The organism is Curtobacterium sp. PvP017 (genome assembly GCF_054060195.1).
The window spans coordinates 11810-37904 of sequence record NZ_JBSSCY010000012.1; the positions used below are offsets into that span (position 1 = coordinate 11810).

Below are 26095 nucleotides of genomic sequence, written 5' to 3' on the forward strand. Positions count from 1 at the left end.
CTGTCCGGCCCGCGTCGCCCAGTGGCAGCGCGGAGCGGATGCTGCGCTGAACCCTCAGCGGCCGTGCGCGCGCGACGGGATCTGCGTCGCGAGCTTGCCGCCGGAGACGTCGAGCAGGGTGCCGGTGATGTACGCCGAGGCGTCACTCGCCACGAACACGAGCAGGTCGGCGACGTCGTCGGCGGTCTCCCACCGGCGCAGCGACAGTGTGTCGAGCAGGCGGTCCTGCGCCTCGGCCGGCATGGTGGCGAACCCGTTCATCGCGGTCGGGACCATGCCCGGCGCGTACGCGTTGACCGTGATGCCCCACGGGCCGAGTTCCGACGCGAGCACCCGGGTGAACGAGACGACAGCGGCCTTCGACGCGGCGTAGGCCGCGCTGCCGACGCTCGGCACGATCGCGGCGAACGAGGCGGCGTTGACGATCCGACCCCGTCCCGCGGCCTGCATCACCGGCGCGACGGCCTGGCTCATCAGGAAGGTGCCGCCGAGGTTGACGTCCATGCAGCGGCGCCAGGCATCCCACTGCAGCTCGGCGACGGTGCCCTCCACGTTGATGCCGGCGTTGTTCACGAGCACGTCGATCGTGCCGTGGCGCGCGACGACCTCGTCGACGGCGGCGCGGACGGACGCCGGGTCGGCGACGTTGCACACGACCTGGTCGAGCGGGAAGTCGGGCTCGAAGGCCAGGTCGAGGGCGACGACGCGGCAGCCCTCCGCGACGAACCGGTCGGCGAGCGTCCGCCCGATCCCGCGTGCTGCTCCGGTCACGACCACCACGCGGTCGGTCAGGTCGAGGTGCATCGTTGCTCCTGTCGTCGGTGCCTTCAATAGGCATACTATTCGAGCATGACGGATCAGCGTGTGCTCTGGGTCACGGGTGGGGGCAGCGGCATGGGGGCCGCGAGTGCCGAGGCAGCGGCACGTGACGGTTGGTCCGTGGTGCTCAGCGGGCGTCGTGTCGATCGGCTCGAGCAGGTCGCAGGTGCCATCCGGGACGCCGGTGGCACCGCGGAGGTCCTGCCCCTCGACGCGAACGACCCCGACGCGGTGGCAGCCGCGCGGGACACCGTGCTCGAACGGCACGGCCGACTCGACGGGCTCGTGCTGGCGGCCGGGCTCAACGCCCCGCGACGCCGGTGGGCCGACCAGTCGCTGAACGACTTCCGCGCGATCGTGGACACGAACCTCACCGCCGTCGTCACGCTGGTGGACGCCACGCTGCCGGCACTCCGCGCGGCCGGCGGTGTGGTCGTGGTGGTGTCGTCGTACGCCGGGTGGTCCTTCCAGCCGGGGGCGGGTGTCGCGTACTCGGCGAGCAAGTCCGCGCTCGCGTCGGTCGTCCGGACGCTCAACCAGCAGGAGGCCGAGCACGGCGTGCGCGCCACGCACCTGTGCCCGGGCGACGTCGCGACCGACTTCCTCGACCAGCGGCCGGAGGTCCCCGACGCGGCCGCCCGGCAGCGCATGCTCCAACCGGAGGACGTCGGGCGGACGGTCGCCTTCGTGCTCGGGGCGCCGGCGCACGTGCGCATCGACGAGCTCGTGCTGTCGCCGGTCTCGCAGCGGTGACGAGCACCTTCGAGCGGGTCCTCGACCAGGTCGGGGCCGCCGTCGTCTCCGGTGAGGTCGCCGTGGGCAGCCGCCGGAGCGTCGACGACCTGGTGACCTGGACGGGCGCCAGTCGCAGCATCGTCCGCGAGGCGGTCCGCGTCCTCGTCGCCCTCGGCCTGCTCACCGCGCGGCGCCGGGTCGGCGTGACCGTCCTCGGCGTGCGGGAGTGGGACGTCCTGGACCCGCGCGTGGTGCGGTGGCGGCTGCAGGGTCCCGACGGTGACCGCGTGGCGGTCGAGCTCCGCGAGCTGCGTGCGGCGGTCGAACCCGTCGCCGCTGCCGCAGCGGCCCGACGGGCAGCGCTCGACGAGTGCGCGGACCGACGGGAGGCCCTCCGCACCACCGCGGACGAACTCGCCGCCGCCGCGACCCGCGACGACCGCCTCGGCTTCGTGATCGCGGACGTGCGGTTCCACGCGCTCGTGCTCGACCTGTCCGGCAACGCGCTGTACCGACGACTGCACCAGGTCGTCGGCCAGGTGCTGCGCGAACGCGGGAGCATCCGCCCGGACCGCCACGACGTCGGCCTCCACCTCGCACTCGCCGATGCCGTCCTCGACGGTCGCCCGGACGAGGCGGCCTCGACGATGCGGGCGATCGTGGACCGCACGTGAACGGGGAGCCCCGGACCTGCGAGGATGGACCCGGCGCGCCCCTCCGGTGCCCGTGGAGGGTGAGTCGTGGACGCAGCACAGGACCTGGTCGTCCAGCTCGTCGGTACCCCGTGGGCGTTCTTCGTGGTCGGCCTCGTGCTCGCCGTGGGCAGTGTCGCGGTCTTCCTGCCCAGCCAGGCACTCGTCGTCGCGATCGGCACGCTCCTGGTGGGCGGTGACGGCGGCCTCCTGTCGGTCCTCTTCCTCGTCGTCGCGGCCTCGATCGGCATGGTCCTCGGCGACCTCGGGCTGTACCACCTGGCGCGCTCGGTCGACCTCGGCTCGCGGTCGTGGTTCGCGCGTCCGAAGGTCCGTGCGGCCCGGGACGCCATCGACGGCCGCTACCGTGCCGCTCCCGGGCGCATCGCGGTGCTCGGACGCTTCATCCCGATGGGCCGGCTGACGACGAACCTGGTCGGCGCTGACAGCGGGCTCGACCTCCGGCGGTTCCTGGTCAGCTGCGTGCTCGCCGACGTCGTGTGGGCCGCGTACTGCGTCGGCATCGCCTCGGCCACCGGGCGCTGGAGCCGCGAGCAGCCCTTCCTCGTCACGACCCTCGCGGTCGTGGCGTCGATCCTGCTCGGCCTCGCGATCTCCGCGATCGAGAAGGCCGTGCGACGTCGCAACGAGGCGGCGGCCGCGGCCTGACGAACGTAGGGTGGGCACACCGTTCGAAGGAGAACCCGTGCTGCTCGACGACCTCGTACCGGACCCTGACGCGCTCGAGCGCATCGCCACCGGCAGCACCTGGGCGGAGGGGCCCTGCTGGATCCCGGCGACCCGCACCCTGCGGTGGTCGGACATCCCCGGGGACCGGATCCTGCAGTGGCACGCCGACTCCGGCGAGACGACCTCGTACGCCGACGGAGTCGAGTTCACCAACGGCCGGACCCTCGACCGCGACGGCAGCGTCGTCCAGTGCTCGCACGGGCTCCGGCGGGTGGAGCGGGACCGCGACGGCACGGTCACGCCGATCGTCGACGCCTGGGACGGCGGCCGGCTGAACTCGCCGAACGACGTCGTCGTCGCCCGTGACGGCAGTGTGTGGTTCACCGACCCGGCCTACGGCATCACGCAGCCGCGCGAGGGGCATCCCGGTGTGCGCGAGTACGGCGACCACTGGACGTTCCGCTGCGGGCCGTCCGGCGAGGACCTGCGACCCGTGGCGACCGACGTCGACGAGCCGAACGGCCTGGCGTTCGACCCGTCCGAGCAGGTCCTCTACATCGCGAGCTCGTCGGGGGACGAACCGGTCATCCGGGCCTACGACCGCCGCGGTGACAACGGCGAGCTGCTCAAGAACGGTCGGGTGTTCGCGCGACTCGCGCCGGGCGAGGGCGCACCGGACGGGATCCGGGTGGACGTGCACGGCAACGTGTGGTCGTCGTCGCACCGCGGCGTCGTGGTGTTCGACCCGTCCGGCGATCGGATCGGCGAGGTGGCCGTCCCGGAGGTCACGTCGAACCTGTGCTTCGGCGGTGACGACGGCACCACGCTGTTCCTCACCGCGACCACCTCGGTGTACCGGATCGCCACGACGACGCGGGACGCTGCCGTATCCTGACTCGGCCATGCAGTGCGACTACTTCGACCGCGGGGTGTGCCGGTCGTGCACGCTCATGGGGCAGCCCTACGCCGACCAGGTCCTCGACAAGGAACTCCGCACCCGCGAACTCCTGCACGACGCCGTCGAGGCGGCCGGCGGCCCCGGAGCGGTCGCGTGGTCGCCGGCGATCACGAGTCCCGAGGCCGGGTACCGGAACAAGGCGAAGATGGTCGTCGGCGGCTCGACCGAGCACCCGACCGTCGGCATCCTCGACCACCGGCAGCGCGGCGTCGACCTGCGGCACTGCGGGATCTGCACGCCCGGCATCCGGCACGCGCTGCCCCTGCTCGCCGAGTTCGTCACGACCGCGGGGCTGATCCCGTACGACGTCGCTGCCCGACGCGGCGAGCTGAAGTACGTCCTGGTCACCGAGTCGCCCGACGGTGAACTGATGGTCCGGTTCGTCCTGCGGTCCGAGGGGCAGGTCGCTCGGATCCGGCAGTACCTCGACGTGCTGCGCGAGGTCCTGCCGAACGTGGTGGTCGTCACGGCGAACCTGCTGCCCGAGCACAAGGCTGTGACCGAGGGTGACCGCGAGATCGTGCTCACCGAGCAGGAGACGCTGCCGATGCGCCTCGGCGGGATCACGATGCACCTGCGGCCGCAGAGCTTCTTCCAGACCAACACGGCCGTCGCCACCGAGCTGTACGCGCAGGCCTCGGCGTGGATCGACGAGCTCGACCCGGCGTCGATGTGGGACCTGTACTGCGGCGTCGGTGGGTTCGCCCTGCACGCCGCACGGCCGGGTCGAGTGGTGACCGGCATCGAGACGAGTGCCGAGGCGATCCGATCGGCGAAGCAGTCCGCGCGCGAGGCCGGGCTGGAGGGTCTCCGGTTCGCCGCCGACGACGCCACCGAGCACGCACTCCGTGCCCGGCCCGACGCCGTGCCGGAGCTCGTCCTGGTGAACCCGCCGCGACGCGGGATCGGCGAGACGCTGTCGACCTGGCTCGAGGGGTCGGATGTGCAGCACGTCGTCTACTCGAGCTGCAACCCGGTGACCCTGGCCAAGGACTTGGCGCGCATGCCGTCGTTCCGACTGCGTCGCGTCCGGGTGCTCGACATGTTCCCCCAGACCGGCCATCTCGAGGCCGTCACCCTGTTGTCGCGGACGTGATCCGGGCCTCCCGGTCGTCATTGCCAGGGAATTGCCAAGGTGACGTACCCGGGTACGAGTCGATCACCATGGCCATGGGCATCGCGGCGTACAGGTTCACCACCGGGGGACATAGCACCAACGGGTAGAACCGTTTGTCTCGGTTTGATAACGACGAAGAGTTTCCTATGGTTGCCGACCGAGGTGCCGCCGGCCCGATGACCACTGCCCCCGGTGGCGCACCCCACAACTGACCGCGATCGGTCGGGGTGGGCAGTGGATTCCGCGTTCGAAGCGGCTCGTGACCCCGGTGGAGCAATCACATGAAGAAGCTTTCCCGTACCCGCACCATCGTCGGCGGCCTCGCGTTCGCCGGCATCGCCGCGACCGGTGTCGGCCTCGCGGCAACCCCCGCGAACGCTGCGTCCGGCTCGACCTGGGACGCCCTCGCGCAGTGCGAGTCCGGCGGCAACTGGGCCATCAACACCGGCAACGGCTACTACGGCGGCCTGCAGTTCAACCTCGGCACCTGGCAGGCGAACGGTGGTGTCGGCAGCCCCGCCGGCGCGAGCCGAGAGGCCCAGATCGCCGTCGCCGAGCGCGTCCTGGCCACGCAGGGCTGGGGCGCCTGGCCCGCCTGCTCCGCGCAGCTCGGGCTGAGCGGCACGAGCGGCGCCGCACCGGCCGCCGCCGCGCCGGCTCCGGCAGCCCCCGCCGCTCCGGCCCCGACGCAGCAGGCCGCACCGGCCCCGGCTGCCCCGGAGCAGGCCGCCCCGAGCACTCCGGCTCCGGCACCCGCGCAGGAGGCCGCACCGGCCGCCACGACGCCGAGCAAGCCCGCCGCCGTGAAGACGAGCGGCAAGACGTACACGGTCGCCTCGGGCGACACGCTCGACACCATCGCCACCAAGCTCAAGATCGACGGTGGCTGGAACAAGCTGTGGGCCGCGAACACGTCGACCATCGACGACGCGAACCTGATCTACTCGGGCCAGGAGCTGCAGCTCCCCGCCTGATCGTCCCAAGACGAACACGACGCCCCGCGACCTCGGTCGCGGGGCGTCGTCGTGCGTGGCGCGTGTCGGAAGGGGTGGGAGCGCTACTGCGGGTTGTCGGCCAGCCAGGCCGCGACGTCGTCGGAGCGCAACGCCTGTGACAGCGAGCCGACCGCCAGGTCGTTGAGCATGACGATGGACTGCCCGTCCGGGGAGGTCCCGGACCCCGCCGTGGGCACCGTGAAGGTCGTGAGGTCGTCCGTCCGGACGTCGCGCAGCGACCACCCGAGGCCGACCAGGGTGCGGAACGAGAGCCCGGCGTCCACGGCGAGGTGCTCGCTCGTCGCGGTGACGAAGTCCTGGATGCGTCCGGGGTTCGTGATCGTGCCGCGGGAGAGCAAGCCGCTCATGACGCCGCGCATGAACGCCTGCTGGTTCCGCACGCGCGTGTGGTCGGCGTCGGCGAAGGCGTACCGCTCGCGGACGAAGGCGAGTGCGGCGTCGCCGTCGAGTCGGTTCGCGCCGGCGACGAAGTCGTGACCGCCCGCGGAGAACGCACGGCCGGAGTCGACCGTGACGCCGCCGAGGGCGTCGGTCATGCCCTTGAAACCCGTGAAGTCGATCTCGGCGACGTGGTCGACGCGGACGTCCAGCAGCTGCTCGACGGTCTGCACCGTGAGCGGGACACCGCCCCACGCGTACGCGGCGTTGATCTTGGCTCGTCCGTGACCCGGGACGTCCACCCACGAGTCACGCATGATCGACATGAGGTAGACCGCTCGTCGATCGGCCGGGACGTGCGCGAGCATCAGGGTGTCCGACCGACCGCCCGCGGTCCGGTCCGCATCGCCGCTCGATCGCCGGTCCGAGCCGATCAGCAGGATGTTCTCCGCGCCGTCGGTCGCCGTCGGGCGTTCGCCGGCCGGGAAGGCATCGGTGATCGTGTCGGTGTGGGTGTCGAAGCTGCGCGCCAGGCCGCCGACGAAGACGCTCGCCACGACGGCGACCACGGTGGCGATGCCGACGAGCGAGCCGATCGTCGCGATCAGGGCGACGAGGAGGGGTCGTCGGCGCTTCGGGCGGCGGGCGGTCCGTGCTGCGGTCTCGGCGGCCTGACGGGCCGCCCGTCGTTCGGACATGCGGGACTCCTGCGGATTCGGTCGGCCGTGCCACCGACCGATCCATCCTACCGCATGTGGTATTTCAGGTACAGGGTGTCACCGTTCGGTCTGTGACGGCTTCCCGAGGAGCCTGCTGAGAGCAGCTCGCAGTGCCGGGTCGTCCGGCAGGACCTCGCGCTCGATGTGCCGAGCGGTCTCCCATGCCCGGCGTCCGCCGTCCGTCACCGTCACGAGTCGTCGACGTCGGTCGTCGGGGTGCGGGGTGCGCTCGACGAGGCCGTCCCGCTCCATCCGCTCGAGCGTCCGCGACATGGTCTGCGGCTGCACCCGTGCCGTCCGGGCGATCGTGTCGGCACCGGTGGGCCCTGTGCGGATCAGGATGTCGACCGCGATGAGGGCTGCGTGCGGCAGTCCGATGGCGCGGAGTCGTTCGTCCCAGTCCCGTTCGACGGAGCGTGCGGCGGCCGAGAGCAGGCGACCGAGGGGCCACTGCTCGGTCGTGTCGTCCATGGCCGCAGTCTACGGTCGACACCGACAGCGGCTGTTCGGGGCTCTCCATCACATCCGTCTAGTAATCAGCATGCTGACGATCGGTGTACGCTCACCGACGTGTCCCGCTTCCTCCGCATCGTCCTCCCCGCGCTCGTCATCGTGGTCTGGCTCGCGATCGCCTCCGTCGGCGGTCCGTACTTCGGCAAGATCTCCGAGGTGTCGACGAACGACCAGACCTCGTTCCTGCCGGCGTCGGCCGACGCCACGAAGGTGCAGGAGCGGTCGTCCGAGTTCCGGCAGGAGTCGGGCGCACCCGCGATCATCGTGCTCGAGCGTGACGGCGGGATGTCGTCGTCCGACCTGTCCGCGGCGAAGGACCTCACGACGCAGCTCGGCGACCGCGACGACGTCGAGTCCGTCAGCCCGGTGATCCCGAGTGCGGACGGCGACGCGGTGGAGATCGTCGCGACCCTCACCACGGCAGCCGACACCGGCGATGCCGTCGAGGCGATCCGCACCGACGTCCAGGACGCCCTGCCCACCGGTGTGAGCGGCTACGTCACCGGACCAGCCGGGTTCACCGCCGACCTGACCGAGGCGTTCGCCGGCATCGACGGCCTGCTGCTCGGGGTCGCGCTCGCCGCGGTGTTCGTGATCCTGATCATCGTCTACCGCTCACCACTGCTGCCGATCCTCGTGCTCGGCACCGCGACGTTCGCCCTGTGCGCCTCGATCCTGGTGGTGTGGTGGCTCGCGAAGGCCGGCATCGTCACCGTGAACGGCCAGGTGCAGGGGATCCTGTCGATCCTGGTGATCGGTGCGGCGACGGACTACGCCCTGCTCTACACGGCGCGCTTCCGCGAGGCGCTGCGCGACCACCGCACCGGCTGGGGTGCGACGAAGGCGGCCCTGCGGGGGAGCCTCGAACCGATCCTGGCCTCCGGCGGCACCGTCATCGTGGGCGTGCTCTGCCTGCTGCTCTCCGACCTCAACTCGAACAAGGCGCTCGGTCCGGTCGCGGCGATCGGCATCGCGTTCAGCCTGCTCGCCGCCCTGTCGCTCCTGCCCGCACTGCTGCTCGCGTTCCGTCGAGCGGCGTTCTGGCCGCTGCGTCCCGCGTACGGCAGCGCCCACCCGGTGCTCACCGGTCCGGAGGCCCGCGGCGTCTGGGCCCGGGTCGGTCGGCTCGTCGCCAAGCGCTCCCGGATCGTGTGGATCGTCTGCACGGTGGGCCTGGTCGCGATGGGCACGGGCCTGGTCGGGCTCAAGGCCGACGGGGTCCCGCAGAGCGACCTCGTCATCGGGGCCTCGCAGGCACGTGACGGGCAGGACGTCCTCGCCGACCACTTCCCGGGCGGCTCCGGCAGCCCGGCGCAGGTCATCGGGTCGGAGCGTGACCTCGACGCCCTCGTCGACGCCGTCACGGCGGTCGACGGCATCGACGGGGTCGTCGCCGCCGCGAAGGACGCCCCGTCCGGCACCGTGCCCGTGACGAGCGACACGAGTTCCGCCGGCGGCGTCGCCGCCGAGCCCACCGTCTCGCGCGGGGACGTGCTGCTCGAGGCCACGTTGTCCGACCCAGCCGACTCCGACGCGGCCGAGCAGACGGTCCGTGACCTCCGCACCGCCGTCGAACGGGTCGATCCCGACGCGGTCGTCGGTGGCGTCACCGCGACCGCCGTCGACACGAACGACACCGGGATCCGTGACCGCACGCTGATCATCCCCGTGGTGCTGGTCGTGATCCTGCTCATCCTGATGCTCCTGCTCCGCAGCATCGTCGCCCCGCTCGTGCTCATCGGCAGCGTGATCGTGTCGTTCGCCGCGGCCCTCGGCGTCGGGGCGCTCGTGTTCGACCACGTGTTCCACTTCCCCGGTGCGGACCCGAGCGTGCCGCTCTACTCGTTCGTGTTCCTCGTCGCGCTCGGGGTGGACTACAACATCTTCCTCATGACGCGGGTGCGGGAAGAGGCACTGCGGCACGGCCCGCACGAGGGGGTCCTGCGAGGGCTCGGTGTCACCGGCGGGGTCATCACCTCGGCCGGCGTGGTGCTCGCGGCGACGTTCGCGGCCCTCGGCGTCATCCCGATCCTCTTCCTCGTGCAGATTGCGTTCGTGGTGGCCTTCGGCGTCCTGCTCGACACGATCGTCGTCCGTTCGCTGCTCGTGCCGGCGCTCGCGTACGACCTCGGACGGCGGGCCTGGTGGCCGTCGCGCCTCTCGCGCGCGAACCATCACATGTGACACGCTGGGTGCATGCCAGTTCCTTCGACGCAGCCCGCCGCCGAGCGCAAGCTCCTCCGTGACACCGTGCAGGACAAGATCCGCGACGCGATCATGGACGGCACGCTGGAACCCGGCGAACGGCTCAACGACGACGACCTGATCGCGTGGCTCGGGGTCTCACGCACCCCGATCCGCGAAGCGCTCGCGGAACTCGCCCGCGCCGGCCTGATCGAGATGGCGCCGAACCGCTACACCCGCGTGGCGGCCCCGACGAAGGACGAGCTCCTCGACGCCTACCGCACGCTCGGCGTCATCTACGGCGGCGTCGTGCGCCTGGCCGTGCCCAACTTCACCGAGTCGCAGCGCAAGAAGATCGTGAAGATGCTCGACGACGTCATCGCGCGGGTCGGTGCCGACGAGCAGGACCAGATCGCCCGCGACGGCGCCGACATCTACTCGCAGTGGGCGGACGCCTGTGGCAACCCGTCGCTCGTGCAGCTCTGCCGATCGACCACCGACGGACTGTCCTTCAAGCTCCGGGTCCCCGAGCTCGCCGAGCTGGTGCCGGCCGCGGTGATCCTGCCCGAGATCGAGAAGCTCAAGGCAGCCGTCCTGGCGAAGGACCCGATCGCGGCAGAGCTCGCGATGGAGGCCATCCACCTGCTGCCGTCGCGCGCGTAGCGCCGTCACGCGCGCGTCAGTGCGCGACGGCGCTGATCATCCCGAGGCCGACGCTGATGCGGTCGGCGACCTCGATGAGGTCCTCGGCGAGGGAGTCCAGGTCGCGGTCGCGCAGCTGCGTGAGGCGCCCTGAGATCGACAGTGCCGCCGCGATGCGCCCCGAGGCGTTGCGGATCGGTGCCGCGATGCAGAACCGGCCGAGCGCGAGCTCCTGGTTCTCCTCGCACCAGCCGCGCCCGGCCGAGGCGACCAGGTCGGCCGTCAGTGCGTCGTGGGTCGTGATCGTGTGGTCGGTGTACCGGGCCAGGTCGTCCCCGAGCAGTGCGCGCCGCTCGTCCTCCGACAGGTCGAGCATCAGCGCCTTGCCGAGCGCCGACGCGTGCATCGGCTGTCGCATCCCGATCATCGTGTGCGACTTCGGCGCGAGCGAGCCCTCGAAGTGGCAGAGGTAGATGCACGAGGCAGTGTCCTGCACGCCGACGTTGGCGGTCAGCCCGACGCGGTGCGCGAGTTCCTGCGCCGCCGAGCGGCTCTCGCGGTGCACCGGGTTGTGGTTGAGTCCCTGGCTGGCGAGCTCGAGCACGGCTCGACCGACCGAGTACGCCTGGGTCTCCGGGTCGCGTCGGACGTACTCGAGCGACTCGAGCGTCGCCAGGAGCCGTCCCGTGGTCGAGGTCCCCAGCCCGATCGCCCGCGCGATGTCGGAGGCGCGCACGGCCCCGTCGGACGCGCCGAGCGCGCCGAGGACCGCTGCGGCTCGCTCGATGCTCTGGTTCGGAGGGGTGGTCGCCATGCCCTCATTCTGGCCCGTCCCGGCGCGCGTCAGGAGACCTTCACGGCGCTCGCGGTGACGAACGGGGATCCGTTCGTCGCGGTCACGACGACCCGCAGTGCGGCCGTGCGCACCGGTTCCACGTCGTGGATGCGGTGGCGGTGCCGGTTCGCGTCGACCGCGGCGAGCGTGCGCCAGGCCCCTTCGACGCACGCCTCGATCCGGTAGTCGCGGGCGAGTGTGGGCACGGCGTCCCAGGGGGTGCGGTGGTGGTGCAGGTTGATGAGGTCGGCGTCGACGTCGTCGTTCCAGACGATGCGCACCTGTCGGACGTCGACGGGCTCCGCCCAGTCGAGCGAGAGCACGGCTGCGCCGGCACCCGCGTCGGACGACCACATGTGCGGTCCGCCGAACGGGCGCTGCTGGCCGTCGGCGACCCGGGAGGCCCGCCACGCGTCCGTCTCGCCGGCTGCGGTGAACGAGAACGCGTGTCCGCGCAGGGCGCGCGCCTCCCAGTCGGTCACCGGCTGTCCGGACTCCTCGGGGATGTGGTCGTCGAACTGCTCGTCGTCGGCGCTGCGTGCGCGCAACGCCATGACGCCGTACGGGTGGCCGTCGGTCAGGACGAGTCGGACGCCGGGCTGCCGTCGGACCACGACGACCGCGTTGCACGACTCGTCCGGGTGGAAGGCCAGGTCGACCACCGCTTCGTCCGGTCCGGCGGCGACGTGTGCGGTGTGGGTGCTGACGTGGTCGATCGGGGCGTAGTTCTGGGGTCTGCCGGTGGTCCAGAGCTCGAGGGTCAGGTCGGTGCCCTCGTCCGCCTCGGTGCGGAGCCGGAACTCGCCGAGCGCGGGGTCGGCGGGCAGGAGGACGGCGACGTCGCGGTCCAGGTCGAAGCGGTCCTCGGTCGCGAACGGCGTCGTGTCGATCGTGGTCAACTCGCTGCTCGCGGTGATGCGGGCGGTGCGGGCCAGGTCGGCGGGGTCGTCGGCGCGGACCCCGATGAGCGGTGCGTCCTCGCGCAGCAGGGTCTGCTGCAGCAGTTCGATCCGATCGGTGCCGAGGGACCGCGGTGTCGTGCCGTGCCGTGCCACGAGGTGCGCGGCGGTGCCGGCGGCCTGCCCCTGGGCGGCGCAGGTGGCCATCACCCGGGTGGACCCGAATGCGACGTGCGACGCGGAGATGTCCCGGCCGGCGAACAGCAGGTTGGACACGTTCGCCGAGTACAGCGAACGGAACGGGATGTCGTAGGTGCCGTCGGTGTACCGCTGCTGGGCGCCGGCGGTCTCGGCGTAGACACCCTCGACGGGGTGCAGGTCGATGGACCAGCCTCCGAACGCCACCGTGTCGGGGAACGCGCGCTGCTCGAGCAGGTCCTGCTGCGTCAGGGTGTGGTCGCCGACGAACCGGCGGTACTCGCGCTTGCCGGGGATCGCGCCCACCCAGTCGAGCGTCAGGGTGTCCGCGTCGAAGGCCCCCGAGTTCTTGATGTGGTCCCAGATGCCGTAGACGACGCCCCACAGCTCGTCGCGGATGCGCTCGTTCTCGGTGACGGTGTCGAGCGCTCCGCCCCACTCGATCCACCAGTAGTTGCAGCCGTTGTCGCCGGTCCGGATCGCCCGGTTCGCCAGGATCGGCGTCGTGGACAGGTCGACGGCGATCGACGGCGGGACGAAGCGGTCGTGCCTGCCGGTGTCGTGCGTCGAGAAGAAGATCGAGCTGCCGAGCAGTTCGTCGTCCGCCTGTTCGGGTGCCCAGGCCTCGCCGTGTTCGTCGCGGCCCTCGCGCCCGATGCGGTACGCGGCGCCGGCGAGGGCCCCGACGAGGCCGTCTCCCGTGCAGTCGAGGAACACCGGGGCCGTGAACGTCGTCTCGATCTCGGACCCCATGGTCCAGCCCGTGACGGCGGTGATGCGCGGGGCGCCACGGTCGTCGTCCGCCGTCTGCACGGTCCGGACGTCGGTGTTGAGGTGGAGGTGCACGTTCGGCTCGGCCCGGACGAGGTCGAGCACGACCTGGTCCCAGTAGACGGCGTTGCCCTGCGGGTTCCGGTACTGGTTCTCGAGGAAGAGCTCGCCCATGATCCCGGTCTCGCGGGCGAACCGGTGCGTGCCGTGCGCCGTCGCGCCGACCACCCACACCCGGATCTCGCTCGAGGCGTTGCCGCCGAGGACCGGGCGGTTGGTGACGAGGGCGACGCTCGAGCCGAGGCGGGCGGCGGCGACGGCGGCGCTGACACCGGCGAGACCTCCGCCGACGACCACGACGTCGTGGTGCTGTTCACGGGATTGCATGCTCGGGACGGTATCACTCGGCGGCTCTTCTTTCCCACTGTGTGGCAATGTGTGCCCGGCAAGTGCTATCGTCAACGAATTCTCGACAACGAAGTGTGAGGCCCACCCCATGAGCGACGGAACCCGGACGCAAGCCAGCGTCGATGCCGCCACCGCCCCCGACGTCCAGGTGGCCCTGGGCGACGACGCACGCCGCCAGGGCATGCGGAAGGTGATCGTCGCCGCGGGCGTCGGTCACTTCGTCGAGTGGTTCGACTTCGGCCTCTACGGCACGTTGGCGACCGTCATCTCGCTGTACTTCTTCAAGCAGGGCGATCCGCAGGTCGCACTCCTGTCGGCCTTCGCCGTGTTCGGCGCCGGCTTCGTGATGCGTCCGCTCGGCGGGCTGTTCTGGGGCTCGCTCGGCGACCGGGTCGGCCGGAAGACCACGCTGGCGACGGTCATCCTCATCACGAGCGGCGCGACCGCCGTGATGGGCATCCTGCCGACCTACCAGAGCGTCGGGATGCTCGCACCGATCCTGCTCGTCGTGGTGCGTCTGGTGCAGGGGTTCGCCGCCGGTGGCGAGGGCGCCGGGGCGACGACCCTGCTGGCGGAGTACGCCCCGTCGAACCGGCGCGGCTTCGTGACGAGCTTCATCGACGTCTTCGGGTTCGCCGCGTTCATCGTCGGTGGCGGCCTGGTCTTCCTGTTCACGGCGCTCGCCGGGGACGGAGCTCTCGAGTCGTGGGGGTGGCGCGTCCTGTTCCTCGTCGCGGTGCCGCTCGGCCTGGTCGGGTTGTACCTGCGGACCAAGCTCGAGGACACCCCGGAGTTCCGCGCGCTCAAGGCGAAGGGCGAGGTCGCCGCGAACCCCCTGCGCCGCTCGCTCCGGACCGGCTGGAAGGCCCTGCTCTTCTGCGTCGGGTTCGTCGTCCTCAAGGCCGTCGGCCACTGGATCCTGCAGACCTTCATGCCCTCCTACCTGCAGGCGGACCTCGGGTACTCGCCGCTGGTGTCGTACGGCGTCGTCGTCATCGGCTTCCTGGTGATCGCCGGCCTCGTCCCGTTCTTCGGGCTGCTGTCCGACAAGATCGGCCGGAAGCCCGTCATGCTCGCCGGCTGCGCGGGGTTCCTCGTGCTGACGTACCCGACGCTCATGCTCATGGACGCCGGCAACTTCTGGGCGGCCGCAGCCGCGATGGTGCTGCTCGGCCTGTTCATGGCGGCGTTCGACGGAGCGGTGAGCGCCGCGATGGCCGAACTGTTCCCGACCGCGATCCGCTACGGGTCGATGGGCATCGCCTACAACATCAGCGTGGCGCTCTTCGGCGGCATCACGCCGTACTTCGCCACGTGGCTGATCAGCGCGACGGGGAACACCTTCGCGCCGGCCTTCTACGTGATGGCGGCCGCCGCGATCACCGGTGTGACGGTGCTCCGCGCACGCGAGACGCACAAGCAGGGACTCGTCGCCGAGTGAGCCGAGCGCGGGCCCGTCGCAGGGGCTGTGGAGTGACCTTCCAGGCGGATTCCATGTCCCCTGCGCGCGCTGCGGTTATGGTTTCCCGGTGAGCAACGAACCCGAGCAGACGACGGAGCCCGCGCGCCGCGGTGCCGTGACGCCGCGCCACGGGCGCCAGAAGCGACGAGCGGGTGTGGTGTTCCCGGCGATCGCGGGCGTGCTCACCATGGCCGTCCTGCTGAGCGGTGGCTACGCGGCGTACGCGTACAACCAGCTGTCCGGCGGGGTCACGATCGTCAACGCGATCACCGGCAAGAAGGACACGAAGGACGACGTCGACGGCAAGGCGCAGAACATCCTGCTCGTCGGTGACGACCACCGGCCGGACAACGCCACCCCCGAGCAGATGGCGGAACTCAGCACCACGTCGGACGGCGGTGCGACCAACACCGACACGATGATCGTCCTGCACATCAACGCCGACGGCTCGCAGGCGACGATGATCTCGTTCCCGCGTGACTCGTACGTCGACATCCCGGACGTGGGCAAGGGCAAGCTCAACAGCGCGTTCTACTACGGCACGCTCAACGGTGGCGGCGACACCGGTGGTGCGAAGATGCTCATCAAGACCATCGAGAACCTGAGTGGTCTGCAGATCGACCACTACGTCCGTGTCTCGCTGCTCGGCTTCTACCAGGTCGTCAAGGAGCTCGGGCCGGTCGAGGTCTGCCTGAACCAGGCGACCAACGACCCGTACTCCGGCGTCGACCTGCCGGCCGGCAAGTCCTCGCTGAACGCGAAGGAAGCCCTGTCCTTCGTCCGTCAGCGCCACGGCCTGCCGAACGGCGACCTCGACCGCAACGTCCGCCAGCAGTACTTCCTGTCGCAGGAGGCCCGGAAGGTCACATCCGCCGGCACGCTGCTCAACCCGGTCAAGATGGGCAACATCCTCAAGGCCGTCGGGGGGTCGATCCAGACCGACACGAACCTGATCGACCTCGCCTCGCAGATGCGCAACCTGCGACCCGCGAACATCCAGTCGGCCACGATCCCGACCCTCGGCACACCGACCGTGTACGTCAACGGTTCGGCGCTGTCCATCGTCGAGGTCGACACCGTCGGCCTGCCCGCCTTCGTGCAGGGCCTCGTCGGTGAACCGGAGGCCTACGCCAAGGCCGGTCGCGCCCAGCCGGCGAACACCTCGGTCACCGTGCTGAACGGCAGCGGTGTCGAGGGTGCCGCGACCACGGCCGGTCAGGTCCTGACCAGCCGCGGGTTCCAGGTCGCACCGGCCGGTTCCTCGGCCACCACGAAGGTCACGCAGGTGCAGTACCCGGCCGGCCAGGAGTCGCAGGCGAAGGCGATCGCGGCGGCCGTGCCCGGCTCCGTCGCCGTCCGCACCAGCGCGGTCACCGGCGTCACGCTCGTGCTCGGCACCGACGGCAAGACGGCGAAGGCCGCGAGCGAGCCGAGCGCGACGGCGTCGAAGCCCGCCAGCACCGGCTCCGGGTCGAAGCCGAGCAAGCAGGCGACGAAGGAGCCCGCGCCGAAGTCGACCGACGTGCACAACTACGGCACCGAGGGCACCTGCATCAACTGAGGCCACGGCCGGGACTTCCTCGCTAGGTTCGAGGGGTGAGCAGCGCAGCGCGTCCGATCGTCCTGATGACCTACAACATCAAGAATCCGGACCCGGAGCACGACTGGCCGGCCCGGCTCCCCGTCCTCCTCGACGTCATCCGACGGCACGACCCCGACCTGGTCTGCGTGCAGGAGGCCTTCGCGCACCAGCTCGACGACCTGCGCGCCGGCCTGCCGGACCACGCGGACGTCGGACAGGGCCGCGAGGGCGGCACCGCTGGCGAGCACCCGGCGGTGTTCTACCGACGCGACCGTTTCCGGCCGACCGACGAGGGCTCGTTCTGGCTGTCGGACACCCCGGACGAACCGGTCTCGAACACGTGGGACAGCCTGTACCCACGGATCGCGAACCACGCCGTGTTCCTGGACACCGACGGCCCGGCCGTCACGGTGCTCACCACGCACCTGGACCACGAGCCGGGTGAGCACGGTGACGAGGTGCGCGGCAAGAGCGCGGCGCTGATCGTCGAACGGCTCGCGCGGGAGACCGGTCCCGTCGTCTTCGCCGGTGACTGCAACGAGCCGGCCGGCACCGGCGCCGCGTCACGCGTCTTCGCCGAGGCCGGGTTCGACGACACCTGGCTGCTCGCCGGTGACCCGGAGGACCGGACCGCGACGTTCAACGACTGGCAGCCACCGGTCGACACCGCGGAGCGCATCGACTGGGTGCTGACCCGCGGCGTCTCCGGCGTCGATCGTGTCGTCATCGACCACGACGGTCCGGAGACGTGGTTCGCCAGCGATCACTTCCCGGTGATCGCGACGATCCGCGTGTGAGTCAGCAGCTCCGCTGCGCGTGCACGGGCATCGGGGATCCGAGCACCGTGACCGTGGTCTCGTCCGTCAGCGCCGAGACCCCGTTGGTGCCGGCGGAGTCGGCCGGGTGGTCGTCGCCGGAGGTGTCGTCGGCCCAGCCCTCGCGCAGCAGCAGCTGCCACGCGCGGGAGTCGTCCGAACCGTAGGACACCCGCTCGGAGCGGGGAGCGTCGGCGATCTCGTCCGCGATGTCGTCGCCGACCTGCACGCCGCCGGGGCCGGTCAGCTCGATCCGTGCACCGAGTCGGCTGCGGACCTGGTCGCGCAGGACGCGGATCTCGACGGCATTGCCCGCGCGCGCCTCGGTGGTCAGGGCCGCGACCCGGATCGCACCGCCCCACGTGGACGTGGTGCCGGCAGGGAAGCACGCGCCGCCGACGCCTTCAGCGGTCTGCGTGCGAGTCGGGGTGCCGAGCAGACGGTCGAGCAGGCTCACGGTCAACCGGGAGTCGCGCATCGACGACTCGACGACGGTCTTCCCGCCGTTGCGGAGCACCAGGGACTCGGCGTCGAGCTCGATCGAGTCGACCCGACGGAGCTTCGCGTTCGACACGTGCACCGGAGCGGCGTCGTGTGAGGTCTCGGCGGCCACGGCCGCGTCGGCACCGATCCCGGTGGTGCCGTCGAACGCGAGCGCGCCGGCCGAGAAGGCGAGCACGGCAGCGCCGAGCGCCAGCAGGGTCCGAGGAGTCACTGTTCGACGGTACGACCCCGACCCGTCCAGAACGACAGGTGTTACCGAATCGGGTCCTGGCCGTCACCGGACCGTGACAATCGAGGAAGACGCAGGTGCGGCCCTGGACCGGTGGGGCCGGCGGACGTCAGCCGGTCCGCGCGCCCGGGGGACAGCCTCCTGGACGGCCCGTGGTGCGCCCCTGCGTACCGTCGGCGGCATGACGGACCAGCAGAACGACCAGGCAGGGCTCGACCAGGCAGCGCTCGACCAGTACTCCATGCAGGACCCGACGAAGATGTACGCCGACAAGAAGCCGGACGAGCAGTACCTCGAGGGTGCCGGCACCGACGCCGAGATGGCGGAGAACGTCCCCGCCGACCACGGCGAGGACACCTACCGCGGCTCCGGCCGACTCGCGGGCCGCAAGGCACTCGTCACCGGTGGCGACTCCGGCATCGGCGCAGCAGTCGCCATCGCCTACGCACGCGAGGGCGCCGACGTCGCGATCTCGTACCTGCCCGAGGAGCAGGAGGATGCCGACCGCATCGTCGCGCTCATCGAGGCCGCCGGCCGCAAGGCGGTCGCACTGCCCGGCGACATCACGTCCCTCGCGGTGTGCGAGCAGATCGTCGCCGACACCGTGGCGCAGCTCGGCGGGATCGACATCCTCGTGAACAACGCGGGCAAGCAGCAGAACGTCGACGACATCACGAAGATCTCCGACGAAGAATTCGACGAGACCTTCAAGACGAACGCCTACGCGACCTTCCGGATCACGAAGGCCGCCGTGCCGCACCTGCAGCCGGGCTCCGCGATCATCAACACGACGTCGATCCAGGCCTACGCACCGTCGCCGCACCTCGTGCACTACGCGGCCACGAAGGCGACCGTGAACAACCTGGCGAAGGGCCTGGCGGCGCAGCTCGCGCCGAAGGGCATCCGCGTCAACGCCGTCGCACCGGGGCCGATCTGGACCCCGCTGCAGCCGGCCGGTGGCCAGCCGCCCGAGGCGCTGCCGTCCGCGGGCGAGCAGACCTACCTCGGCCGCTGGGGGCAGCCCGCCGAGCTCGCGCCGGCCTACGTGTTCCTGGCGAGCGGTGAGTCGTCCTACGTCGTGGGTGAGACGCTGCACGTCGACGGCGGGATGCCGACGCCGTAACGCGTCGCCGACGAGCCGACGAGCCGACGAGTTCGACGAGTCCGACGAGTCCGACGAGTCCGACGGAACCAGGTTCCGGACACAGCACCGTGTGATCGCGTGGTGTGGTGTCCGGAACCTGGTTCCTTGCGTACGGGCCGACCGCGCGGGCACGCGTCAGCAGGTGACGGCGCGCGCCATCCGCTCGAGGAGCTCCCGCGCGGAGAGCGCGGCGGCGAGTTCGACCTCGACCGGGTTGATGCCGATCGCGTGCTCGAACGCGCGTCGGCGTGCCTGGTCGACGATCGGGACCTCGGGGCGTTGCGGCAGCACCGCGATGGCCCGTGCCGCGGCGTCGAACGCGCCGGCGGGGCGGCCGAGCTGCTCCCACATCGCGCGGACGTCGTGCGCGACCTGCTCCGGGTCGCCGCCGAACTCGAAGCCGGCCGAGGCCATCGTCGCGAGTCCCTGTGCGGTGGGGTCGTTCGGGGTCATGCCCGGCATGGTCACACGGATCCGTGCGAACCCGCTGGGCATCGCTCCCGTGTCCCCCCATGTGCCGACACCCGTACCGGGGATTCTGTTGTCCCCCGTTCTGCGTTTGGATGGACGTGCCCCGGCGTCGGGGCGACCCCGGACAGGACGTCCGTGGAACGACGGAGGGCACGATGCTCGAACACACCAGCGCCGACACGCAGGCCGCAGCGGCCGCGGCGGCGACCCTGCACCTCCGGATCACGATCGTGGGGGCCACCGTCGACCTGCTCCGCGACGTCCCCTTCCACGAAGCACGCGCCGTGCAGGTCGCCGAACGGATGGGCATCTCCGTCGAGGAGCTCGAGCAGCACTTCCCGTCCTGGGACGGCCTGGTGCTCGCCGCCGTCGACCGCTGGAACGGCGGCCGGATGGACGAGGTCACCCGCGAGGTCGGCGACGGCTCGACCGTCGAGCTCCTGCGCGCGATCGTCGCGTCGAACGCCGAGGACCCCGCGCTCATGCGCCTGCTGGTCGCGCTGCTGTCCGTCGCGGGCAACCCCGAGCACCCGATGGCGACGTACCTGCGGTCGCGGTACCAGCTCTTCTACGCCCAGGTGAAGCGCGGCCTCGAGCGCGACATCGCGGTCGGTCGCGCACCGCACACGATGGAACCCCGTCGCGGCGCCGAACAGCTCATCGCGCTGTACGAGGGGCTGCAGCTGCAGGCCCTGCTCCGTTCCGACCTCGACCTCGTCGCGGCGTTCGACCGTGCGGTGGCCCGCCTCGAGCGCGGCTGGATGGAACGCTACGAACCGCACGCCGCACGCCGGCACGCGACATGGAGCGACGGCGACGACGGCAGCTGGGACATCTGACCCCGGACCGTCAGCGCCCGTCGGACGCCGATCGCGACCCGCGCGGCACCGAGCCGTCGCCGGGGTCGTACCCGGTGTCGCGGATGACCCGGAGCGCCGTCGTGTCGTTGTGGACCGAGTGCACGACGACCCGGCGGGTCCGACGGAGCGCCCGGCGCGCGCCCGGTGTCGCGAACAGGCCGCCGAGCACGAGCCCGGCGCCGATCCCGAGCGCCACGGAGACCGCCGCCACGAAGTCGAGGGCCGCGCTCGACGACCCCGACATGAAGTTCAGCAGCGCGTTCGACACCGCGACACCGGGCAGCAGCGCCCCGCAGAACGCCGGCACCGCGATCGCCGCGACCGCGGTCCGCATCCGTGCCGCCGCGTAGGTCGAGAGCACGCCCAGCAGGACGGCGGCCAGGAACGTCGCGCCGAGCAGCGGCAGCCCCAACTGCCGCAGGCCCCACAGCGAGGCACCGGCGGCCACCGAGAACACCACGGCGACGGGGATCACCCGCGCACTGGCCTGCTGCACGAAGCAGTTCGCCCCGGCCGACACCACGGTGAGCGAGAGCGAGGCCCACAGCGGCAGCGCCTGGGTGACGATGCCGGACGGGTCGACCTCGAGGTGCAGCCACTTCGTCATCGCGATCCCCGCCGGCACCCCCACCACGATCGCGGCGATGACCAGCCCGATGTAGAAGGCACGGGCGACCGCCATCGCCCGGAAGCCGGAGATCGCGTCCTGGGCCCAGGTCACGAGCGAGACGTGCGGCAGGAGCAGCACCACCAGCGCGGCGACCATGGTGGCGGCCCCCGCCGGGTGCAGGACGCCCGCGCCGATCGCCAGGGTGCCGATCACGGACGCGACCGCCCCCTGGGCCCCGGACACGAAGAACTGCGGGTAGCCACGACCGGTCAGCCAGCGCCCGGACAGGATGATCCCGAACATCAGCACGAACGCCCCGATGCCCGCTCGCCACCCGCCACCGGCCTGCATCGCGATCGAGGTCCCCAGGATCGAGAGCCCCACGTCGGCGAGCCAGGTCGGCCAGCGCGGCGGCATCCGCAGCACCGCGACGAGGGCGCTCACGGCCGAGGTCATGTCGCGCTCGTCGTGGACCAGGTCGTCGACGATCTGGTTCGCGCGCGCCAACCGGTCCAGGTCGGAGCCGTCGGAACTCACTGTCCGGACCTTCACGAGCGGCGGGATGTCGGCCGGCGCGTACTGGATCGTCACCGAACTGCCGGAGAAGTCGAGGTCGAGCGGCGCCAGGTTCCACTTCGTCGACACCGCGACGACGGCGGTCTCGACGCTGCGGGTGTCGGCGCCGGAGGCGAGCATCACCTCGGCCAGGTCGAGGCAGAAGTCGACGATCTGCGTCGCCGTGTACTGGTCGCGCCCCTTCGCGTCGGGCTCCACGTGCTCGTAGATCGTCCCGCGCAGGCGGGCCCGCGCATCGCGCAGGTCGTGCTGCGCGAGACTGCGGCGACGTGGCCGGGGTGGGCGGCCCGGCTTGTGCGGGCCCGGGGGGTGCTGCTCGGCCATCCCGCCATGGTGCCAGTCGAGATCTGGACGCGACCAGAGCGGACGGGAGGCCCGGTGCCAGCTGGCACCGGGCCTCCCGTCCGTCACGTGGTGACGTCGCCTGCGTCGCTCGCCTACTGCTCGAACGTCGCGTCGAGCGTGATGTCGACGCCGGTGAGTGCCTTGCTGACGGGGCACGTGGCCTTGGCGTCCTCGGCGGCCTTCAGGAAGGTCGCCTCGTCGATGCCGGTGACCTCGCCGTGCACGGTCAGGGCGATGCCGGTGAGCTTGAAGCCGCCGGCGGAGTCCGGGCCGAGCGAGACGTCGGCCTTGACGTCGAGGGCCTCGACCGTGCCGCCGGCCTCGCCGAGGACGGCGGAGAACTGCATGGCGTAGCAGGCCGAGTGTGCGGCTGCGATGAGCTCCTCGGGGCTGGTGCTGCCACCGGCCTCGTCAGCGGCGCGCTTCGGGAACGAGACGTCGTAGGTGCCGACCTTCGAGCTGGAGAGCTCGACCTGACCGGAACCGTCGTTGAGACCGCCGTTCCAGGCGGTGCGTGCGGTGCGCGTGGGCATGGCCGCTCCTTTCGTGTGGGGGATCGGTCCCGGACGGGACCGTCGCAGCCGAGTCAAGCGGAGAACGCTCGTTCTCGCAACCGGCTCACGGTGAAGACGCAGGGTTCGCCGGTGGTCCGCGCGTCCTTGGTGTCCTCGGCAACATCCGTTGCGCAGAGCAACAGGTGTAGGATTGCTGACCGGATCGTTCGATCCGCCGCGACGCCGCACCCCTCCTGACGCCCGACGGATCCCCGTCGACCCGCCGTCCACATCAAGGAGAACCCATGCGCGCCGTCGTGTTCGAGCAGTACCAGACCTTCCCGTCCCTCACGGACGTCCCCAAGCCCACGCCGGGTCCGGGGGAGGTGCTCCTCAAGGTTGCCGGTGCCGGTGCGTGCCACTCGGACGTCGCCGTGTACCGCGAGTTCCAGGAGGGGCAGCCGGGCGCGCAGTCGCCGTCGTTCGTCCTCGGGCACGAGAACTCCGGCTGGGTCGAGGCCGTCGGCGACGGGGTGACCGGGTTCACCGAGGGTGACGCCTACCTGGTCTACGGGCCGGTCGGCTGCGGGCACTGCTCGTACTGCTCGAAGGGGCAGGACACCTACTGCGAGAACGCCGCGACGAACCCGTACATGGGCATCGGTCTCGGGCGGGACGGCGGCATGGCGGAGTACGTCAGCGTCCCCGCCCGCAACCTCGTGCCGCTCGGCGACGCCGACCCGGTCGCCGCCGCACCGCTCAGCGACGCCGCGCTCACGCCGTACCACGCGATCAAGAACTCCCTGCCGAACCTGGCGGGTGGCGGTCGCTTCGCGCTCGTCGTCGGCCTCGGCGGTCTCGGGCAGATCGCCGTGCAGATCCTCACCGCGCTCACCGGCGCCACGGTCATCGCCACGGACATGAAGCAGGACGCCATGGACCGCGCCGCCGCCCGTGGCGCGATCACCGTGCCCGGCGGGCCGGACCAGGCCGCCGCGATCCGCGAGATCACCGGCGGTCGTGGCGTCGACGCTGCGTTCGACTTCGTCGGTGCCACCCCCACGATCAAGGTCGCGCAGGCCTCGATGGCGGTCGGTGGCCGGTTCACTGTCGTCGGGATCGCCGGCGGTACCACCGAGTGGAACTTCTTCGCGACGCCGTACGAGTCGACGATCACGAACACCTACTGGGGCACGATCGAGGACCTGCACGAGGTCGTCGCGATGTACCGCGCCGGGCAGATCGTCCCCGACGTCGAGCGCTACGCGCTGGCCGACGCGCTCGAGGCGTACCGGAAGCTCGAGGCCGGCGAGCTCTCGGGCCGCGCGGTCGTCGTCCCGACGCTCTGACGTCCCGCGGCGTACCTGGTCGAATCGGGCGTACCTGGTCGGAAGTTCTGACCAGGTACGCCCGATTCCGCTTTCCATCGCGAGTGTTCTGGGAAGGAACGAGCGCGGGTCAGCGGCCGGCGGCGTAGCCCTGCGAACCGCGTGGGTTCGCCGCGGCGCCGAGCACACCCGTCGCCGGGTCCCGCGTCACGCACGTCAGACGGCCGAGGCTCCAGTCGCCCGCGCGGGTGACGACGTGACCGCGTGCCTCGAGTTCCGCGATGACGTCGTCGCCGAGCCGGTCCTCGACCACGAGCCCGGCCGGCTCCCACGTGCGCGGCCAGAACGACCCCGGGAACGACGTCGTGTGCAGCGCCGGGGCGTCGATCGCCTGCTGCGGGGTGTACCCACCGACGATCCAGCGCAGCAGGAACAGCAGCTGCCACTGGTCCTGCTGGTCGCCGCCGGGTGAACCGAGCGCCGCCACGGGCACGCCGTCACGGAGCACCAGGGTCGGCGTCAGCGTCGTGCGGGGCCGCTCGCCGGGGCGCAGGGTCGACGCCGTGCCCGGCTCCAGCCAGGTCATCTGCAGTCGGGTGCCGAGGCAGAACCCGAGCTCGGGGATCGTCGGCGACGACTGCAACCAGCCGCCGGACGGCGTCGCGCTGACGATGTTGCCCCAGCGGTCCACGACGTCGATGTGGCAGGTGTCGCCCCGGGTACCACCGTCCGGGGTCACGAAGGGCTCGCCGCGGTCCTCGACGGGGACGACGGGGGCGGCCGGCGCGCGGTCGGCGTCCCGCGCGACCTGCACCGTGGGTTCGCCGAGACCAGCGCCGTCGCCGGAGGAGTACGACGTCCGGACCGGCGGCAGCGCGTGCTCGACACCAGCGACCGAGCCCGGTCGCAGCTCGGCCGAGGCCCGTTCGCGGATCAGCGCACGGCGCTCGTCGGTGTACGCGTCGGACAGCAGCACGTCGAGCGGGACGTCGCCGTCGCCGTAGAACGCCTCACGGTCGGCCAGCGCGAGCTTCTGCGCCTCGACGATGGTGTGTGCGCCGACCGACGTCGACGGGTCGAGCAGCGCGTCGTCGAGCGGTTCGAGCAGCCGCAGGGTCTGCAGGAGCGCCGGACCTTGACCCCACGGCCCGGTCTTCGCGATCGTGCAGCCGCGGAACTCCGCCGTCGCCGCGGGCTCGTACGACGCCCGGAACGCCGCCAGGTCCGACGCGCGGATGACCCCGGCGTGGTCGGTGCCCGACGCGTGTCGGTGCGGCTCCCGCACGGAGCGGTCGATCGCCTCGGCGACGAAGCCCTCGGCCCACTCGCTCCGTGCGGCGTCGATGCGCGCGGTCCGACTGCCGGAGCCGTCACCGGCGTCGACGAGCCGGTCGAGCACTGCGGCCAGCGTCTCGTTGCGCACCAGGTCCCCGGGGACCGGCACCGTGCCTCCCGGCAGCCACTGCGTGGCGGACGTGGGCCAGTGGTCACGGAACAGGTCCTGCACGGCGGTGATCGTCCGGACCACCCCGGCTGCGACCGGGTGGCCCTCACGGGCGTAGCCGATCGCCGGCGCGAGGACGTCCGCGAGCTCCCACGTGCCGTGGTCACGGAGCAGCAGGAGCCACGCGTCGACGGCACCCGGGACGGTGGCGGCGAGCGCGCCGGAGCCGGGGACGAGGTCGAGACCCTCGGAGCGGTAGTGCTCGGGCGTCGCGCCCGCCGGTGCCGGGCCCTGGCCGACGAGCACGACCGGGGTCGGGTCCGACGCCGTCGCGAACACCGCCGTCAGGTCGCCGCCCGGCCCGTTCAGGTGCGGCTCGACCACGTGCAGGACGAAGGCCCCGGCGACGGCCGCGTCGAAGGCGTTGCCCCCGCGCTCGAGCACCGACTGCGCGGTGGCGGTCGCGATCCAGTGCGTCGCGGCCGCCATGCCGAACGTGCCCTGGAGGTCCGGGCGCGAGGTCTGCGTGGTGGGCGGGACGAAGGCGGGGTTCGGCGTCGGCATGCACCCATCCTCTCCCCGGGGTCCGCCGCTCAGCCGCCGTGCGCACCCCCCTGTCAAGGGGTTGTGCGCCCCGCGCAGAAAAGCGAACATCGT

Annotated in this window: 24 protein-coding genes; 14 read left to right on the forward strand and 10 right to left on the reverse strand. The window is 71.6% G+C overall.

Translation table 11 applies throughout. The features are described from left to right. Nucleotides 1-54 precede the first annotated feature (54 nt). Nucleotides 55-804, reverse strand: coding sequence for an SDR family NAD(P)-dependent oxidoreductase (locus tag ACVKXF_RS16980; RefSeq protein WP_123310837.1), 750 nt, complete (start codon nucleotides 802-804; stop codon nucleotides 55-57). A gap of 45 nt (nucleotides 805-849) precedes the next feature. On the opposite strand from ACVKXF_RS16980, the gene ACVKXF_RS16985 reads away from it, so the two are divergent. The 6 genes from ACVKXF_RS16985 to ACVKXF_RS17010 all read left to right on the forward strand — a co-directional run bounded on the left by ACVKXF_RS16985 (nucleotide 850) and on the right by ACVKXF_RS17010 (nucleotide 5985). After that, the gene (locus ACVKXF_RS16985; RefSeq protein ID WP_456796425.1) at nucleotides 850-1572 is read left to right on the forward strand and encodes an SDR family oxidoreductase; all 723 of its coding nucleotides are present in this window, start codon (nucleotides 850-852) and stop codon (nucleotides 1570-1572) included. Then, entirely contained in the window at nucleotides 1569-2228 is a 660-nt protein-coding gene (locus tag ACVKXF_RS16990; RefSeq protein WP_456796426.1) for a FadR/GntR family transcriptional regulator, read from the forward strand. Before ACVKXF_RS16985 ends, ACVKXF_RS16990 begins: the two co-directional genes overlap by 4 nt. A 66-nt stretch (nucleotides 2229-2294) precedes the next feature. After that, complete coding sequence (locus ACVKXF_RS16995; protein ID WP_123310831.1) at nucleotides 2295-2915, forward strand: DedA family protein; 621 nt, start codon at nucleotides 2295-2297, stop codon at nucleotides 2913-2915. Nucleotides 2916-2952: 37 nt separating this feature from the next. Continuing rightward, entirely contained in the window at nucleotides 2953-3831 is an 879-nt protein-coding gene (locus ACVKXF_RS17000; RefSeq protein WP_456796427.1) for an SMP-30/gluconolactonase/LRE family protein, read from the forward strand. Between the two features lie 7 nt (nucleotides 3832-3838). After that, a complete protein-coding gene (gene rlmC / locus ACVKXF_RS17005) occupies nucleotides 3839-4990 on the forward strand; it encodes a 23S rRNA (uracil(747)-C(5))-methyltransferase RlmC (RefSeq protein WP_456796428.1) in 1152 nt (383 codons plus the stop codon). A 302-nt stretch (nucleotides 4991-5292) separates the two neighbouring features. Beyond that, entirely contained in the window at nucleotides 5293-5985 is a 693-nt protein-coding gene (locus tag ACVKXF_RS17010; protein ID WP_111085877.1) for a LysM peptidoglycan-binding domain-containing protein, read from the forward strand. Between the two features lie 83 nt (nucleotides 5986-6068). Here the strand turns inward: ACVKXF_RS17010 and ACVKXF_RS17015 are convergent, their stop codons facing one another. Next, entirely contained in the window at nucleotides 6069-7103 is a 1035-nt protein-coding gene (locus tag ACVKXF_RS17015) for an LCP family protein (protein ID WP_456796429.1), read from the reverse strand. 78 nt (nucleotides 7104-7181) lie between these two features. Continuing rightward, nucleotides 7182-7595 (reverse strand): MarR family winged helix-turn-helix transcriptional regulator, encoded by a 414-nt coding sequence (locus tag ACVKXF_RS17020; protein WP_456796430.1) that lies wholly within the window; start codon nucleotides 7593-7595, stop codon nucleotides 7182-7184. A 99-nt stretch (nucleotides 7596-7694) separates the two neighbouring features. Between ACVKXF_RS17020 and ACVKXF_RS17025 the strand changes: the two genes are divergently transcribed. Beyond that, a complete protein-coding gene (locus ACVKXF_RS17025) occupies nucleotides 7695-9821 on the forward strand; it encodes an MMPL family transporter (RefSeq protein WP_456796431.1) in 2127 nt (708 codons plus the stop codon). A gap of 12 nt (nucleotides 9822-9833) precedes the next feature. Further along, complete coding sequence (locus ACVKXF_RS17030; RefSeq protein WP_340196007.1) at nucleotides 9834-10484, forward strand: GntR family transcriptional regulator; 651 nt, start codon at nucleotides 9834-9836, stop codon at nucleotides 10482-10484. Between the two features lie 16 nt (nucleotides 10485-10500). On the opposite strand, the gene ACVKXF_RS17035 is transcribed toward ACVKXF_RS17030, so the two are convergent. Together ACVKXF_RS17035 and ACVKXF_RS17040 are read right to left on the reverse strand one after the other, a co-directional pair. Further along, nucleotides 10501-11277, reverse strand: coding sequence for an IclR family transcriptional regulator (locus ACVKXF_RS17035; protein WP_340196006.1), 777 nt, complete (start codon nucleotides 11275-11277; stop codon nucleotides 10501-10503). A 29-nt stretch (nucleotides 11278-11306) separates the two neighbouring features. Beyond that, a complete protein-coding gene (locus ACVKXF_RS17040; RefSeq protein WP_456796432.1) occupies nucleotides 11307-13553 on the reverse strand; it encodes an FAD-dependent oxidoreductase in 2247 nt (748 codons plus the stop codon). Between the two features lie 109 nt (nucleotides 13554-13662). Here ACVKXF_RS17040 and ACVKXF_RS17045 point away from each other — a divergent pair, with 109 nt between their 5' ends. From ACVKXF_RS17045 to ACVKXF_RS17055, 3 genes are all read left to right on the forward strand, one after another. Continuing rightward, on the forward strand, nucleotides 13663-15015 hold the full coding sequence (locus ACVKXF_RS17045) for an MFS transporter (RefSeq protein WP_123310813.1): 1353 nt from the start codon (nucleotides 13663-13665) through the stop codon (nucleotides 15013-15015). An 88-nt stretch (nucleotides 15016-15103) separates the two neighbouring features. Further along, a complete protein-coding gene (locus ACVKXF_RS17050; protein ID WP_123310811.1) occupies nucleotides 15104-16597 on the forward strand; it encodes an LCP family protein in 1494 nt (497 codons plus the stop codon). A 35-nt stretch (nucleotides 16598-16632) separates the two neighbouring features. Further along, the gene (locus tag ACVKXF_RS17055) at nucleotides 16633-17415 is read left to right on the forward strand and encodes an endonuclease/exonuclease/phosphatase family protein (protein WP_456796433.1); all 783 of its coding nucleotides are present in this window, start codon (nucleotides 16633-16635) and stop codon (nucleotides 17413-17415) included. Nucleotide 17416: 1 nt separating this feature from the next. On the opposite strand, the gene ACVKXF_RS17060 is transcribed toward ACVKXF_RS17055, so the two are convergent. Further along, nucleotides 17417-18148, reverse strand: a complete 732-nt coding sequence (locus tag ACVKXF_RS17060) for a hypothetical protein (protein ID WP_456796434.1) — start codon at nucleotides 18146-18148, stop codon at nucleotides 17417-17419. A gap of 199 nt (nucleotides 18149-18347) precedes the next feature. Between ACVKXF_RS17060 and ACVKXF_RS17065 the strand changes: the two genes are divergently transcribed. Further along, nucleotides 18348-19289 carry an SDR family oxidoreductase gene (locus tag ACVKXF_RS17065; RefSeq protein ID WP_123310805.1) on the forward strand — a complete coding sequence of 314 codons (942 nt, stop codon included), beginning with the start codon at nucleotides 18348-18350 and terminating at the stop codon, nucleotides 19287-19289. Nucleotides 19290-19445: 156 nt separating this feature from the next. On the opposite strand, the gene ACVKXF_RS17070 is transcribed toward ACVKXF_RS17065, so the two are convergent. Next, on the reverse strand, nucleotides 19446-19763 hold the full coding sequence (locus ACVKXF_RS17070; RefSeq protein WP_148061697.1) for a hypothetical protein: 318 nt from the start codon (nucleotides 19761-19763) through the stop codon (nucleotides 19446-19448). Between the two features lie 173 nt (nucleotides 19764-19936). Between ACVKXF_RS17070 and ACVKXF_RS17075 the strand changes: the two genes are divergently transcribed. Continuing rightward, nucleotides 19937-20620 (forward strand): TetR/AcrR family transcriptional regulator, encoded by a 684-nt coding sequence (locus ACVKXF_RS17075; RefSeq protein WP_340196004.1) that lies wholly within the window; start codon nucleotides 19937-19939, stop codon nucleotides 20618-20620. Between the two features lie 10 nt (nucleotides 20621-20630). On the opposite strand, the gene ACVKXF_RS17080 is transcribed toward ACVKXF_RS17075, so the two are convergent. Together ACVKXF_RS17080 and ACVKXF_RS17085 are read right to left on the reverse strand one after the other, a co-directional pair. Then, nucleotides 20631-22151: a threonine/serine exporter family protein gene (locus tag ACVKXF_RS17080; RefSeq protein ID WP_396289936.1), complete on the reverse strand. Its 1521-nt coding sequence runs from the start codon at nucleotides 22149-22151 to the stop codon at nucleotides 20631-20633. Nucleotides 22152-22264: 113 nt separating this feature from the next. Further along, nucleotides 22265-22705, reverse strand: a complete 441-nt coding sequence (locus tag ACVKXF_RS17085; protein ID WP_111085865.1) for an OsmC family protein — start codon at nucleotides 22703-22705, stop codon at nucleotides 22265-22267. Nucleotides 22706-22971: 266 nt separating this feature from the next. On the opposite strand from ACVKXF_RS17085, the gene ACVKXF_RS17090 reads away from it, so the two are divergent. Continuing rightward, a complete protein-coding gene (locus ACVKXF_RS17090) occupies nucleotides 22972-24015 on the forward strand; it encodes an NAD(P)-dependent alcohol dehydrogenase (RefSeq protein WP_396289938.1) in 1044 nt (347 codons plus the stop codon). Between the two features lie 109 nt (nucleotides 24016-24124). Here ACVKXF_RS17090 and ACVKXF_RS17095 read toward each other — a convergent pair whose 3' ends face one another. Further along, the gene (locus ACVKXF_RS17095) at nucleotides 24125-26002 is read right to left on the reverse strand and encodes a gamma-glutamyltransferase family protein (protein WP_456796435.1); all 1878 of its coding nucleotides are present in this window, start codon (nucleotides 26000-26002) and stop codon (nucleotides 24125-24127) included. Nucleotides 26003-26095: the final 93 nt, after the last annotated feature.

Coding starts and splice junctions, on each gene's coding strand:
- ACVKXF_RS16980 (WP_123310837.1), bottom strand. CDS start 804: ATGCACCTCGACCTGACCGACCGCGTGGTGGTCGTGACCGGAGCAGCA.
- ACVKXF_RS16985 (WP_456796425.1), top strand. CDS start 850: ATGACGGATCAGCGTGTGCTCTGGGTCACGGGTGGGGGCAGCGGCATG.
- rlmC (WP_456796428.1), top strand. CDS start 3,839: ATGCAGTGCGACTACTTCGACCGCGGGGTGTGCCGGTCGTGCACGCTC.
- ACVKXF_RS17010 (WP_111085877.1), top strand. CDS start 5,293: ATGAAGAAGCTTTCCCGTACCCGCACCATCGTCGGCGGCCTCGCGTTC.
- ACVKXF_RS17015 (WP_456796429.1), bottom strand. CDS start 7,103: ATGTCCGAACGACGGGCGGCCCGTCAGGCCGCCGAGACCGCAGCACGG.
- ACVKXF_RS17020 (WP_456796430.1), bottom strand. CDS start 7,595: ATGGACGACACGACCGAGCAGTGGCCCCTCGGTCGCCTGCTCTCGGCC.
- ACVKXF_RS17030 (WP_340196007.1), top strand. CDS start 9,834: ATGCCAGTTCCTTCGACGCAGCCCGCCGCCGAGCGCAAGCTCCTCCGT.
- ACVKXF_RS17035 (WP_340196006.1), bottom strand. CDS start 11,277: ATGGCGACCACCCCTCCGAACCAGAGCATCGAGCGAGCCGCAGCGGTC.
- ACVKXF_RS17040 (WP_456796432.1), bottom strand. CDS start 13,553: ATGCAATCCCGTGAACAGCACCACGACGTCGTGGTCGTCGGCGGAGGT.
- ACVKXF_RS17045 (WP_123310813.1), top strand. CDS start 13,663: ATGAGCGACGGAACCCGGACGCAAGCCAGCGTCGATGCCGCCACCGCC.
- ACVKXF_RS17065 (WP_123310805.1), top strand. CDS start 18,348: ATGACGGACCAGCAGAACGACCAGGCAGGGCTCGACCAGGCAGCGCTC.
- ACVKXF_RS17070 (WP_148061697.1), bottom strand. CDS start 19,763: ATGACCCCGAACGACCCCACCGCACAGGGACTCGCGACGATGGCCTCG.
- ACVKXF_RS17075 (WP_340196004.1), top strand. CDS start 19,937: ATGCTCGAACACACCAGCGCCGACACGCAGGCCGCAGCGGCCGCGGCG.
- ACVKXF_RS17080 (WP_396289936.1), bottom strand. CDS start 22,151: ATGGCCGAGCAGCACCCCCCGGGCCCGCACAAGCCGGGCCGCCCACCC.
- ACVKXF_RS17085 (WP_111085865.1), bottom strand. CDS start 22,705: ATGCCCACGCGCACCGCACGCACCGCCTGGAACGGCGGTCTCAACGAC.
- ACVKXF_RS17090 (WP_396289938.1), top strand. CDS start 22,972: ATGCGCGCCGTCGTGTTCGAGCAGTACCAGACCTTCCCGTCCCTCACG.
- ACVKXF_RS17095 (WP_456796435.1), bottom strand. CDS start 26,002: ATGCCGACGCCGAACCCCGCCTTCGTCCCGCCCACCACGCAGACCTCG.